Below are 14,126 nucleotides of genomic sequence, written 5' to 3'. Positions count from 1 at the left end.
ATGCGGCTTACATCGGCGCGGTGTTGGCGGTCGCGACCAGGTCGTCCCATTGCAGCCGGGTGCTGGCGGCATCGTCGCTTTCCTGTAGCGCGCGGCGCGCGGCGCAGCGCATCGCGCGGCTGATCCAGGTGTGCAGGTCGCGGCCGGAATGGCCCTTGCTGCGCTCGGCGACCCAGGCCGCCGCCGCGTCCGCATCGAACGCGAGCGGCTTGCCGCGCAACAGGCGCCCGACGATGGCGGTGCGCGCGGCGCGGTCGGGCAGCGCGATGGGGATGTGCCGGTCCAGGCGCGACAGCAGCGCCGGATCGATCGCATCGGCATGGTTGCTCGCGGCCAGTAGAAACACTTCCCCGGTGTGACTGGCGACGCCGTCCAATTCCTGTAGCAACTGGCCGACGATCTCGCGGGTCAGCGCATCGTCGCTCTCGGCGCCACGCGCGGGGGCGAGGATGTCGAGTTCGTCGATGAAGACGATGCACGGTGCTTGCGCCCGCGCCCGCGCGAATGCCGCCTGCACGCGCTGGCCGGACTGGCCCAGGTAGCCGGCCTTGAGGTCGGCGCTGGTCAGGGCGATGAAGGCCAGGCCCGATTGGTTGGCGAGGATTCGCGCGACCTGTGTCTTGCCGGTCCCCGGCGGGCCGGACATCAGAATCCCGCGCGGCACGGGCACGCCCAGTGCGGCGAGCTGCTCGGCGTTACGCAGTTCCTTGCCCAGGGCAACGAACTCCTCAAGCGCGGCCGGTGGCAGCACGATATCGTCCCAGTCCAGTGCCGCGACCTGGGTGGAACCCTTGCCGCGCAGCGCCCGCAGCTGGGTCAGCAGCATCGCGTTGTCCAATGCGCCATCCACGCATTCGGCCGCCACCCGCGCGACCAGGGTATGTAGATCACGGCCGGACAAGCCGGTGCTGTCGGCGATGACGTGCGGATCCAAGGTCAGCGCAAAGCCGGCGCGTTGCAGTTCGTGACCGAGAATGCGCGTGCGCGCCGCCGCGTCGGGCAGGCCAATGGCGATGCTGGCGGTGAAGCGCGACATCACTGCCTCGTCGAGCAGCGCCGGGCGGTTGCTGGCGCCGATCACCAGCACCTGTCCAGGCGCGGAGTGGAAGCCATCCCATTCGGCGAGGAAGGTCTGCACCAGTTCGGCGCCGAAACTGTCGCTGTCGGCACCGCCACGTCGCGCGAACACGCTCTCGCATTCGTCGATAAACAGGATCGCTGGCGCGTTGTCGCGGCAGCGCTGCCAGATCGCCTGCACCTTGGGTCCGGTATTGCCGACATGCGCGGCTTTCAGATCGGCCACGCCCAGTGCTTCGACATGGCAGCCGGCATGCTGCGCCAGCTTGCGTGCGATCAGGGTCTTGCCGGTGCCCGGCGGCCCGTGCAGCAGGATGCCCTTCGGCGCGGGAGCACGACCGGAGACGAACAGATCGACCAGTTTCAGGATCTCGTCCAGACAGGCATCGGGCAGCGCGACGTCGGTCCAGTGGCGCTGCACCGCGTCCATGCTCTGTAGGCGTTGTTGCACGGCGCGCTGCTGGCTGCGTGCCGCGTCCCATGCTTGCACGCATGCATGCAGTGCGCCGATCGGCGCGGCCTCGGCCGCCGCGTCGGTCGCCAAGGCCACGGCCATGGCGTGCAGGGAGGCCGATGCAGTGGCTTGCAGGTCGGCGTCGAAGGCAATCAGCGCGGCGGCATGGGTGGCGTCGGGCAGCACGATCAGCGCATGCAGGCGCGGTTCCATCGCGGCGTCGTGCAAGGCCAGCAGGCGTGCGCCGGACACGTCGCCGTGCGTGGCGGGGATCTGCCAGTGGCCGTATAGGTTGGATTGCGGCCATGGTGCGCGGGTCACCGGGTAAGCCGCGGTTGGCGTGCGCTGCGCCACGTCGCCGACCTGCGCCAGCGCCAGCGGCATGCGTGCGAATCGCCGCAGCAGCAGGCGTTCGTCGTAGCTGTGGTGCCAGGCCAGCAGTTGCGCGCCACCCACCACCAACACGGCGTACAGCAGCAACGAAGGCAGCGCGCATTCCAGCAGTGGCAGGATGTGGCCGTGCGCGCCGAGCTGGCGCCATCCTTCCAGAGCAGCCTGGTTCGCGCCGAACCATCGTGCGCTCATCCACGGCAGTATCAGCAGCAGCACGCCGAGCAGGGCCAGGCGCCAGCGGATATCCGGCAGAAACGGACGCAGCAGCAGCGCCGGACCCCAGGCACGTCGGCGTGCGCGCTGCATTGCCGCAGTCCTGGCGCGCGCGGCATGTGTGGCGAAATGCCGCTGAATCGTCGCGACCGCCAATTCCACCGCCGGCAACTGCGCCTGTACTTGCGCGTCGGCCTGCGCCTGACGCGCTTGCAGCTGCTGCAACTGCGTTTGCAGGCGCAGTGTTTGCTGCTGCAGATGCGTGGTCCGCGATTCGGTCGGTGGGCAGGACATCAGCGGTGGCGGGAGTAGACGTTCACCGCCCGCATCTTAGCCCGAGCCGTGGTTGTGCCGCTGCTACGGTGTCCGCTCGGGCTCCGTAGCAGCGGCGCTCCGAGACCCGCTTGCGTGGGAGTAGAGGCGTGGCGCCAGTGCCATCGCATCCGTGCCGACCGTGCGCGGGTCGAGCGATAGCGGCTAGACTGCGCGCATCGTCGCGGGGACTCGCCTTTGGTTTCGAGTTGGATCCTGTTGCTGGTGTCGGCGGGCTACGCGGCGCTGCTGTTCGCGGTGGCGTGGTGGGGCGACCGCCGACCGCTGTACCCGAAACGGCCCTGGCTACGCCCGGTGGTGTACAGCTTGGCGCTGGCGGTGTACTGCTCGTCGTGGACGTTCTACGGCGCGGTCGGCAGCGCGGTGCGCCACGGCATCGGCTATCTGCCGATCTATCTGGGGCCGCTGCTGCTGCTGCTGTTCGGTTGGCGCATCATCGAGCGGTTGGCGTTGATTGCGCGTAGCCAGAATACGGTGTCCATCGCCGACTTCATCTCCTCGCGCTACGGCCGCTCGCGGCGTCTGGCCGCGCTGGTGGCGGCGATCGCGTTGGTCGGGGTGGTGCCGTACCTGGCCCTGCAGTACAAGGCAGTGGCGATGAGTCTGCAGGTACTCAGCGGTCAGTCCAGCGCTGGCGTGCCGTTTTATGAGGATCCGGAACTATACGTGGCGTTGCTGATGGCGCTGTTCGCCACCTTGTTCGGTACGCGCCAGGTGGACGCCACTGAACATCGCCACGGCATGATGCTGGCGATCGCGCTGGAATCGATGGTCAAGCTGTTGGCGATCGTGGCGGTGGGCGTATTCGCCTACGTGTGGTTGTCCGCGCGCGACGCTGGCCAAGTGTTGCATTCTGCGCGCACGCTGTTCCAGAACACGCCGTCGGTTGGCTTTATCTCGCAGACCGTGCTCAGTTTCCTGGCATTGGTGTGTCTGCCTCGTCAGTTCCATGTGGCGGTGCTGGAATGTAGCGATGTCGGCGACATTCGCAAGGCGCGCTGGTTGTTCGGCCTGTACCTCGTGCTGATCTCGGTGATGGTGGTGCCGATCGCGGCGGCCGGCGTGGCCCTGTTCGGTGGTAGTGACGTGGCTGACGACAGCATCGTGTTGGCGCTGCCGCTTGCCCACAACCGCACCGCGCTGGCGCTGGCCGCCTATGTGGGCGGGTTCTCGGCCGCGACCGGCATGGTCATTGTGTCCAGCATCGCAATGGCGACGATGATCAGTAACGATCTGGTGATGCCGCTCCTGCTGCGTCGTCGCGGGCACCAGGCTGTCGGCGCCGATGTCGCCTCGCGGGTGCTGTGGATCCGCCGCATGGCGATCCTGCTTTTGGCGCTGATCTCCTACGGCTACTACCGCACCAGTCGCAACGACAGCACCCTGGCTTCGTATGGATTGATGGCGTTTGTCGCAGTGGCGCAGTTCGCGCCCGGGGTGATTGGCGGGCTGTACTGGCGTGGGGCCAGCCGCAAGGGCGTGGAGGCCGGCATGGTGTTGGGTTTCGCTACATGGTTTTATACCCTGCTGCTACCGGCGTTGACCCAGTCCGGCTGGCTGGGGTCGGCCTGGCTGCATGATGGCCTGTTCGGCATCGCTTGGTTGCGGCCGCAGCAACTGTTTGGTTTGCGTGGCTGGGATCCGTTGGCACACGGCACATTCTGGTCGCTGCTGATCAACCTCGGCACGCTGATGCTGGTGTCGGCACGCTGGCGTCCGGGTCTGGACGAGCAACTGCGCACCGCACCGTTCCTGGACCCGTATGCGCAACGTCCGGCGGTGGCCGACGACTGGCTTGGGCAGGTGCATGTGGTCGATCTGCAGACGCTGGCCGAGCGTATGGTCGGCGAACGTCATGCACGCCGCGCCTTCGCCGAACAAGCGCAGCTGCTTGGGTGCGAACCGCAGCCCAACGCAGTGGCCGACCGTGCCTGGGTGCAATTTACCGAACGTCTGCTTGCCGCTTCGATCGGCGCGGCCTCCGCGCGCCTGGTGCTGACCAGCCTGCTGCGCGGCTCGGGTATGGATCTGGGCGAGGTGGTGGCGGTCCTCGACCAGGCTGGTCAGGAACTGCGCTTCAACCGCGAGATCCTGTCCACCACGCTGGAGAACATCAGCGCCGGGGTCAGCGTGGTCGATCCGTCGATGCGCTTGGTCGCGTGGAATCGGCGCTACCAACACCTGTTCGGATATTCCGACGGCATGCTCTACGTGGGCCGTCCGGTGGCCGACCTGATCCGCTACAACGCCGAGCGCGGCCAACTGGTCGGTGGCCAGGTCGAGGAACAGATCAGTCGTCGCCTCGCGCATATGCGTGCCGGGACTAAGCACGTGTTCGAGCGCATCCACCACGACGGCACGGTGATCGAGATGCGCGGTCAGCCGTTGCCAGGTGGTGGCTACATCACCACTTACAACGACATCACCGACTACAAGCGCGCCGAGCAGGCTCTGCTGGAGGCCAACGAAACCTTGGAGCAGCGCGTGGCTGTGCGCTCGCGCGAAGCCGAATTGGCGCAGCAGTCCAAAACCCGCTTCCTGGCCGCGATCAGCCATGACGTGTTGCAGCCGCTCAACGCTGCGCGGTTGTTCGCCTCGGCTTTGCGCGATGCTGCTCACCAGAGCGAGGAACAACGCCATCTGGCCGAGCGCGTGGATGCCTCGTTGCGCGCCGCCGAAGAACTGCTGGATGGTTTGCTCGACGTATCGCGGCTGGATGCCGGCGGTTTGCGCCCGACCATCGAGGATGTCGATGCCAGCGCGTTGTTGCGCGAATTGGCCGCGCAATACGCCCCGGTGGCTGCCAGCCGTGGCCTGCGCTTGCGCGTGTATGCGCGGCCGCGCTGGGTGCGTAGCGACCGCCGTTTACTGCGCCGCGTGCTGCAGAACTTCCTCGCCAACGCACTGCGTTATACCCGCCAGGGCCGCATCGTTCTTGGCATGCGCGGGCGTGGCACGGCGCTGGAGCTGCAGGTTTGGGACACCGGTCCTGGCATTCCACAGCACCATCTACGGCAGATCTTCGAGGAATTCCAGCGCTATCAGCAGCCGTTCGATTGGGGCGAGCAGGGTCTGGGTCTGGGCCTGTCGATTTGCCAGCGCATCTCGCGTCTACTGGACCACGAGCTGGACGTGCGTAGTTATGTCGGCAGTGGCAGCATGTTTTCCATCACCGTGCCGCGTGTGGCGCCGCCGCCGCAGCAGCGCCAGCATCGCGTGGTGGCCGCAGTGGATTCATTGGCCGGGCTGCGCGTGCTGTGCGTGGACAACGACCAGGAGATCCTCGATGGCATGCGTGCATTGCTGGGTCGCTGGCAAGTGGAGGTGATCTGCGCCAACACGGTGGACGCTGCATTAGCGCAGGCCGCACATGCGCCGCATGTGATGCTGGTCGACTACCACCTCCATGATCGCCTCGATGGACTGGATACGCTGGACGCCCTGCGTGCGGTGATGTCGGGCCCAGTGGCGGGTGCGCTGCTTACCGCCGATGGCCGTGACGAACTGAAGCTGCAGGCGCGCGCACGTGGTTATCGCCTGTTGACCAAGCCGGTCAAGCCGGCTTCGCTACGCGCCTTCCTCAGTGCCTATCACGATGCGATCTAGGGCCCGTCGCGCCATTTGTTACAACGATTTACGTAATGTGTGGCGATCGGTGGCGTGGTCGGTGTGGCGCATTGCGTCGTACTGCGGCTAAGGTGGCAGGCTAAGTTACTTTCCCGACCCATACCCGCATGACCTCCCTGGACGACACCGCGTTTCCGCCGCTTACCGACCTGTTGCAGGCGCTGGAGGCCGGCCACGCGCAAGTGTTGGAAGATGGCGCGCGCCGCTATCTGCAACATCGGCCGGACGATCCGGTGGTAAGCAGCCTGCTGGCGATGAGCCTGCAGATGCAGGGCCAGCCGGCGCAAGCTGCCGCGCTGTATCGCGCATTGACCACGCGCCAACCGCAGGACGTGGCGCATTGGAACAATCTGGGCACTGCCTTGCGCGAGTGCGGCGAGCACGCGCAGGCGCGTCAGGCCTATGCGCGCGCCTGCGCACTGGTGCCGCAGGATCCGATGCCGCACCACAACCTGGGCCTTCTGGCGATGGACAGTGGCGATTACGCGACGGCCCGCGAGCATCTGCTCGATGCGCATGCGCTGGCGCCGCAACTGCCGCCGCTGCGCGTACACGCGGCGATGGCCTGCCACGAATGCGGGGACTTTCAACGTGTGCAGGCGCTGATCGCCGATTGGCGGCAATGGCCGCCGCTGGAGCCGGACACCACAATGGAACTGGCCTGGCTGTTGTCGCAGGAGGGAGACACAGAGAGCGCCTGCGCGCTGTTGCAGGCCTTTACCGGTGGCCCGATGCCAGAGTCGATACGCGCCTGGTCGCGGCTGGTATTGGTGCTCGAACGCGCCAACCGATTGCAGCAGGCGCGCGAGGCCGCCGCGCAACTGCCCACATCGGATCTGATTGCCGATGCCGATGTGCGCCAGGACGCCAGCAACGCATTGGCCGTGCTGGCGATGCGCGACGGACGCTGGGACGATGCTTACGCGCTGCTGCGCGGCCTGCTGTCGGAGGGTGGTGCCATCGACACACGCAAGCAGAGCAATCTGTTCTTTGCCTTGGCGCGGGTCTGCGACCGCCTCGGTCGGCCTCGGGAGGCGCTTGCGGCGTGCGCGCAGGGGCACGCTGGCCAGGTCGAGAGTCTGGCTGCGCTGGTGCCGGAACTGGCCGCTGCGGATGCGTCGCCGCTGCCGGTCGCACAGTACCGCTGGGACCCGGCGCGCCACGCGGCGGCCAGGCCGGTGATCGGGCCGGGTGCGGCGGCCTCGCCGATCTTCGTGGTGGGCTTCCCGCGTTCGGGCACGACCTTGCTGGAGCAGATGCTCGATGCGCATCCGCAGTTGTGCGCGATGGACGAGCGGCCATTCCTGCAAGGACTGGCCGACCGTCTGGAGCATCGCGGTGTGGCTTGGCCGGATGGTCTGGGCGAACTCGACGATGCCGATTGCGCTGCATTACGTGCCGAGTATTGGCAATCGGTGGGGGAGGTGGCGCGGCTGGCGCCGGGTCAGCGCCTGGTGGACAAGAATCCGCTCAATTTGTTGCGGCTGCCGCTGATCCATCGATTGTTTCCCGAGGCGCCGGTCATCCTGGCGTTGCGTCATCCCTGCGATGTGCTGTTGAGTTGCTACATGCAGGCGTTCCGTTCGCCGGCCTTCGCGCTGCTGTGCTCCAGCATGCAGCGCCTGGCGCAAGGCTATGCCGAGGCGATGGCATTCTGGTTGTATCACGCCGCCCTGCTACGGCCACGCGCGCTGGAGTTGCGCTACGAGGACCTGGTGGCCGATCCGCAGGCACAAGTGGAGCGGCTCGGAGAGTTCCTGCAACTTGAACAGCCCGAGCGTTTGCTGGAGTTCCAGCGCCATGCCCGTGCCAAGGGCTTCATCAGCACGCCGAGCTACGCGCAAGTGGTCGAGGGTATCAATCGCAAGGGCCTGGATCGCTGGCGTGCCTACCGCGATGCGTTCGAGCCGGTGTTGCCGACCTTGCAGCCGCTTCTGCAGCGTTGGAATTATCCCGTCGGATGATGGCGGCGGCGGCTGTGGTGGTGTCGGCGGGATAAATTTGTCAACGTTTGGCGTAATCTGTCACACTGAGATAACACCGTTCTTATAAAAATCTAACAAGTGCCTGGCGGCTCCCTGAGTGGCCCGCAGTACGCCGCTGGCCTGAAACATCGATTTCCCCTGTCGCGCCATGCCCTGCTGCGTCGGCGTGTCGTTGCCCATCACATGAGGTCTCCCCCGATGTCCTTAGTAAAGAACAGACTCGCGCATGCCGTTTGCCTGACTCTGACCGCACTGCCCGCCACGCTCTACGCGCAGAGCGCCGCACCCGCCGACAACGGAGCGCCGGTCGAGCTGGACCGCCTCACCGTCACCGGCTCGCTGGTGCGTCGCGTGGATGTGGAAACCGCCAGCCCGGTCGCCGTGGTCGATCGCCAGCAGATCCAGCAAAGCGGCAAGCAGACCCTGGGCGACCTGCTGCAGGCGCTGCCGGGCATCGCTGGCGACGCCACCAATCCGCAGGTCAATAACGGTGGCGGCGACGGTGCCTCCACCGTGTCGCTGCGCGGCCTTGGCGCTCAGCGCACACTGTTGCTGGTCGACGGTCACCGGGTCCTCAACAACGACGCCAATTCGATCCCGGCCAACATAATCGACCACGTCGAAGTGCTCAAGGTCGGCGCCTCGGCGATGTACGGCTCCGACGCCATCGGCGGTGTGGTCAACTTCATCCTGCGCAAGAACTTCGAGGGTGGCGAAGTCGCCGTCAACTACGGCCAGACCAGTCGCGGCGATGGTGCCCGCGATGGCGCCAGCTTCACTTTCGGCAAGACCTGGGACCGCGGCAACGTGGTGGTCGGCATGGATTACAACAAGCAGAAATCCGTCTCCACGGCCGATCGCGCGTTCTCCAAGTACGCCATGTACCTGTCCAACGCCAACGTCCTCAAGCGCGGCTCCAGCCGGACCCCGAGCGGCTATTACAAGCTGCCGGCGGCCACCCTGGCCGCCAACGGCTGCTCTCCCGGAGGCGCGCTGACCAGCGACGGCAACGGTGGCTACAAGTGCTACAGCGGGTCTACCGATTCCTATAACTACCAGGCGCAGAACCTGCTGCTGACCCCGCAGCAGCGCGTGGGCGGCTTCGTGCTCGGCAACTTCAACGTGACCGACAACGTGCAGGCCTACGTCAACGCCTACCACAACCACACCATGTCGCACTACGCGATCGCGCCGCTGCCGTTCGATGCGCAGAACGATGGCATCACCATTGGCGCGAACAATCCCTACAACCCGTTTGGGGTGGAGTTCGGTCCCAACGGTTACGAATTCCGCTCGCGTTTCACCACGCTCGGTCAGCGTCAGGGTTTCTACGACACCGCCACCGACCAGGACGTGCTGGGCCTGAAGGGCAGCTTCGGCGACACCAGTTGGATCTGGAATGTCAACTTCGACTATGGCCACTATCGCCAGCGCAGCTGGAACCACGGTTACGTGGACTACGCCAGTTTGCAGACGGCGATCGATGCTGGCCAAGTCAACATCTTCGACCAGGGCAACGCCAACACGCTGGCGTGGCTAAAGAGCCACGAATCGATCCCGCGCTTTGAAACCACCACGATCATGCGGCAGTGGGAAGCCAGCGCCAACGGCAACCTGTGGGAGTTGCCCGCGGGCAGCGCGCAGTTGGCGGTCGGTGCGCTGTATCGCAAGCAAAGCCTGGATTACACCGTGTCCAGCAACGCGCTGATCAATAGCGACAACACCTGCGCGATTTCCTCCGAAGCCTGCTCCTCGCCGCTGAGCGGCAGCTTCGACGTCAAGGAGGCCTATGCGCAGGTATTCGTGCCGGTGCTGGCGCAATCCTCGCCGGTCGGCGCGGTCAACCTCACCCTGAGCGACCGCTTCTCCGACTACAGTAGCGTGCGTTCGAGCAACAACAGTGCCTCGTTCCAGGTCGAGTGGCGGCCGATCCACGACCTGATGCTGCGCGGCACGGCGGCGCAGGTATTCCGCGCGCCGGCAATCGGCGACATCTACCTCGGGCCGACCGCCGATTCGCCGAACTTCACCGACCCATGCATCGGCTATAGCGGCAGCGGCCACGCCAATGCCTGTGCCGGGGTGCCGGCAGGCTGGGCCGGTTCGGGCCTGTCGCAGGCCAATAGCATCAAGTCCGGCTCGCGCTACGTCGGTTACCAGCTCAAGCCGGAGAAGGGCACATCGTTCGACTACGGCCTGGTCTACAGCCCCGAATACGTGCCGGGCCTGTCGCTCAATCTCGACTGGTGGAAGGTCAAGCTCGACGACCTGATCCAGTCGATCTCCGCGCAGACCGTGGCCGATCTGTGCTACAACGACGATAACAGCCCGTATTGCAGCTACATCCACCGCTATGCGGCCAACACGGTCAGCGCCGGCAACATCAATTACATCCAGACGCCGGTGGTCAACATCGGCAAGCTCAATACCCAGGGGATCGACTTCGGTGCCAACTACGTGCTGCCGGAGACCGCGTTCGGTAAGTTCAATCTGGCGCTGGATACGACCTACCTGCATCGCTACGACATCGACACCGGCGATTCCATCGTGCACATGGCTGGCCGTTACAGCTCGTCCTATGGCAACTACGCGCACTGGCGCGGGCGTGCCCAGGTTGGTTGGAAGTTGGGCAACTGGGATGCGAGCTGGAACACGCGCTGGGTTGGCAAGGTCCAGATCGGCAGCAGCGATCTGTCGCAGAACATGTCCGCCGATGCGTCAACCGCGGGCGTAGTGATGAAATATGGCAGCCAGTTGTACCACGCGCTGCAGGTGGGCTACGACATGACCGATGCTCACCTGCGTTTCGATTTGGGCGTGGACAACCTGACCAACAAGCAGCCGCCGGTGATGTATCAGAACAACGTGTTGAACGCGAACACCGACGTGAGCACCTACGACACGCTTGGCCGTTACTACTGGATGCGCGCCACCTACCGCTTCTGAGTGGAACCAGCACCGCTTGCGTGTGCAGCGGTGCTGGATCGTGCGACACGGCGTGCCTTCCCAGGCACGCCGTTGTGCTGTAGGGGCTAGGTGCCGATGCGGATGAACCAGACCGACCTGCGCCACTACGTCCGCGTCTACGACGCGGCGCTGCCACACGATTTCTGCGCGCAACTGATCGCGCAATTCGAACATGCGTCGGCGCAGCATAGCCGCAATGGCACCGGCCAACGTGCTGGGCTGGACGACAGCGCCTGGACCGAACTCAATATCACCCGTCTTGCCGATCCGGCCTTCCAGGGCTTTTTCATTGAGCAGGTACGTGCCGCACTGGAGTGTTACAACGCTGATCTCGGCCTGTCCGCCGCGGTGCCGTGGCGTCCACGCCTGGCCGACCTGCGAATCAAGCGCTATCGCGCCGATGCTGGCGAGCGCTTTCAGCCGCATTTTGATGCCTGCGATGCGGAAACCGGCCGTTATCTGGTGTTTTTGTGGTATCTCAACGATGTGGAGGAGGGCGGACAGACCCGCTTCCTCGACTTGGACCTGGAGATCGCGCCGCGCGCCGGGCGCCTGCTGATTTTCCCGCCGTACTGGATGTTCCTGCATGCCGGGATGCCGCCGCGCAGCGGCGACAAGTACATCCTGTCCACCTACCTGGAGTTCACCGCCAAGCCGGCGTGAGCGTGTCGCGCCCGGTGGCCATGGCGCTCAGCCTACGCCGTGCAGGTGTTCGTAGAGGATGGTGCAACCGATCGCGATCAGCAGCACGCCACCGACGATCTCGGCGCGCTTGCCGGCCAGCGTTCCGAGTACGCGGCCGAGCATGATGCCCAGGGTCACCATGGTCAGCGTGCACAGGCCGATGACGGTGGCGACCTCGATGATGTTGACATTGAGGAAGGCCAGACCGACGCCGACGGCCATCGCGTCGATACTGGTGGCTAACCCGGTGACGGCCAGATTCCAGAAGCCGTGGCGCTTGGGCGTTGGATCGGTGGCCGCTTCTGTCTGCGGCCTGAGCCCGGCGACAATCATGTGCAGGCCAAGCGCGCCGAGCAGGCCGAAGGCGATCCAGTGATCGAAGGCGGTCACGTACTTGGACGCGGCCTGGCCGAGCAGCCAGCCCAGGGCCGGAGTGAGTGCTTCGATGCAACCGAAGATCAGGCCGGCGCGTAGCGCATCGCGCCAGCACGGGCGCTGCATGGCCGCGCCTTTACCGACGGCGGCGGCGAAGGCATCGGTGGACATGGCGATGCCGAGCAACAGAATCGAAAAAAACGACATGGGGGACCATACCGGGACTGGCGACGGCGACGAGGGCGCGCGCCCGGCCATCGCCTTGCGCACTCGCCGCTGGTCTCGCCAACCGAGATGGCTGCCCGCACCACGGCGCAACGGCCGAGTCTGTTGATACGGGCGCTGTCCGCGCAGGTCGGACAGCAGGCTACTCCCCAAGGGGACGCGCAGTCTAACAGCGGTTAACAGCATTCAACATACCTGGAATGCACGCGAACCTGCCGCTGATTTTCATAGCCATCGCTATAAGGAAGCATCATCGCCGCCGCCGCGATGACGGGCAGTGATGTGTCGTATCTCCATGTCCGCGTACTCAAGCGCACCATGCACGCCGCAGTACGAGCCTGACAGTACGTCGATCTGTTTGCTGCTGTCGGTCGTAGGCTGACTTGGTTGGACGCCGCCGATTGCGCGGTTCGCTGCCATGCGTGCGGCAGTGCATCCGGTTCCATGTTTGCCCCGGGAAGGTCCAGAGGAAAATGACGCGGGGCGTCAAAACGCCCCGCGCTCATCAACATCAACGTACTGAACTAATTTGGCGTGTATGTATTGATATTGGTGCCGACGTAATGCCAATCGTCATTGTCCGATGGCGTGGTCGGGAAGTACCCGTGCTGCTGGTTTTCGGGTGTCTTTCGAATGAAGTAATACGTTGTTCCCGGCCTGATGAAGTAGGCATAGAGATCGCCGGGCTTGCCTCTACGGTCGTTTTCGCTCCAATTATGGAATGCAGGTCCGTTGTAGAACGGCTCAGTGGTACCTAGGTACTTCCAAGATTCATTGCTCGAATCGCCGCTCGGGTAATACCAGTAAGTCGGAGTAAGTAACTGGAAATACCTGGCCTTGCTATCGTCTGTCTTGAAGATGGAGCCGACGGTTCCTTCGTTATCGAACCATCCCCATTTCTGCGGACCCTGACTTAGTCCGATCTGTTGCACCGCGCTGTTTTCGACGGTGTCGGATCGAACGCCTACGTTTACACCGTTGATAGCACCGGACTTTTTCATCAATGCACATGGAGATTCGTTGAAAGAGATGGTCCATGGATCGACAGTCTCGACCTTGCCCTTGCCGTCATCGGATTGGGGTCGGTCGAATCTTGCGCGTGCGTAGGGAGTGGTTTCGCAGTTCGCCTTATTATCAAGCGAATAAGACGTTCCGGTTATGATACTCGTGATGTTTTTCATGTTTTCATCGATGCCGATACTGCCAAGAGATATAGAGGATTTGCTGGAGGCATCGATGATAGAAGCCTTCCACCACTGCAGACCGTCATTGTGCTTATCCTGATCCTTTTCGATCCGTAGAACATATTGATTATTAGACTTCCAATCGAAGTTCATTGAAATATTTTTGCCGGTCCCATCTAATGTGGCAGTCGTTGCTCCTGATCCCGCCGTGGCATTGCTGGCATTGTAGATTCCGTATTCGACTTGCTTCATTCCTTTGTTGCGTTGCAGTCCAATATAGCCTGTGGTGGATCTGCCGGACTTTCCCTTGCTATATGGTATAAAAACATAGCTCCAACGCACCGAAGCGCCGTCGCCCGCATCGCTCTCTATCGTCAATGGCATATCAATCTTCGTGTTGTCTTCCTTGCTGAGATAAAAGTCCACGAGTGCTACATTATCGGCGGAAGCCATAAACGGAAACAGGAGCGCGGCATAAACTAGCGTCCTGAGAAAGACGGTGGATTTACGCTTTTTCATTCAAGGAGTTCCTCTACTGTGAGGCCAAATGTGGTTGTGCGGCATGGATATCCAAGCCTGTTGCTTCTCAGCGCAAAGTGACGTGTCATG

The 14,126-nt window shown here is 63.9% G+C and carries 7 protein-coding genes; 4 read left to right on the top strand and 3 right to left on the bottom strand.

Annotation, left to right across the window (positions count from 1 at the left end; all coding sequences use genetic code 11):
* Positions 1-7 precede the first annotated feature (7 nt).
* Positions 8-2,431 (bottom strand): AAA family ATPase, encoded by a 2,424-nt coding sequence (locus tag XalbCFBP2523_RS05850; protein WP_045765062.1) that lies wholly within the window; start codon positions 2,429-2,431, stop codon positions 8-10.
* A 216-nt stretch (positions 2,432-2,647) separates the two neighbouring features.
* Between XalbCFBP2523_RS05850 and XalbCFBP2523_RS05845 the strand changes: the two genes are divergently transcribed.
* The 4 genes from XalbCFBP2523_RS05845 (at position 2,648) to XalbCFBP2523_RS05830 (ending at position 11,712) form a co-directional block, all read left to right on the top strand.
* Complete coding sequence (locus XalbCFBP2523_RS05845; RefSeq protein ID WP_045765063.1) at positions 2,648-6,076, top strand: hybrid sensor histidine kinase/response regulator; 3,429 nt, start codon at positions 2,648-2,650, stop codon at positions 6,074-6,076.
* Positions 6,077-6,204: 128 nt separating this feature from the next.
* Positions 6,205-8,061: a tetratricopeptide repeat-containing sulfotransferase family protein gene (locus tag XalbCFBP2523_RS05840; RefSeq protein WP_045765064.1), complete on the top strand. Its 1,857-nt coding sequence runs from the start codon at positions 6,205-6,207 to the stop codon at positions 8,059-8,061.
* 219 nt (positions 8,062-8,280) lie between these two features.
* Positions 8,281-11,028 (top strand): TonB-dependent receptor, encoded by a 2,748-nt coding sequence (locus XalbCFBP2523_RS05835; RefSeq protein ID WP_045765065.1) that lies wholly within the window; start codon positions 8,281-8,283, stop codon positions 11,026-11,028.
* A gap of 96 nt (positions 11,029-11,124) precedes the next feature.
* Positions 11,125-11,712: a 2OG-Fe(II) oxygenase family protein gene (locus XalbCFBP2523_RS05830; protein ID WP_045765066.1), complete on the top strand. Its 588-nt coding sequence runs from the start codon at positions 11,125-11,127 to the stop codon at positions 11,710-11,712.
* Between the two features lie 27 nt (positions 11,713-11,739).
* Here the strand turns inward: XalbCFBP2523_RS05830 and mntP are convergent, their stop codons facing one another.
* Entirely contained in the window at positions 11,740-12,315 is a 576-nt protein-coding gene (mntP, locus tag XalbCFBP2523_RS05825; RefSeq protein ID WP_012914654.1) for a manganese efflux pump MntP, read from the bottom strand.
* A gap of 542 nt (positions 12,316-12,857) precedes the next feature.
* Positions 12,858-14,036 (bottom strand): hypothetical protein, encoded by a 1,179-nt coding sequence (locus XalbCFBP2523_RS05820; RefSeq protein ID WP_045765067.1) that lies wholly within the window; start codon positions 14,034-14,036, stop codon positions 12,858-12,860.
* Positions 14,037-14,126 lie beyond the last annotated feature (90 nt).

It is taken from the genome of Xanthomonas albilineans (assembly GCF_002939705.1).
Classification (GTDB): Bacteria; Pseudomonadota; Gammaproteobacteria; order Xanthomonadales; family Xanthomonadaceae; genus Xanthomonas_A; species Xanthomonas_A albilineans.
Note: the sequence above shows the minus strand (reverse complement) of the source record. Positions and strands in the feature narration are given on the sequence as shown.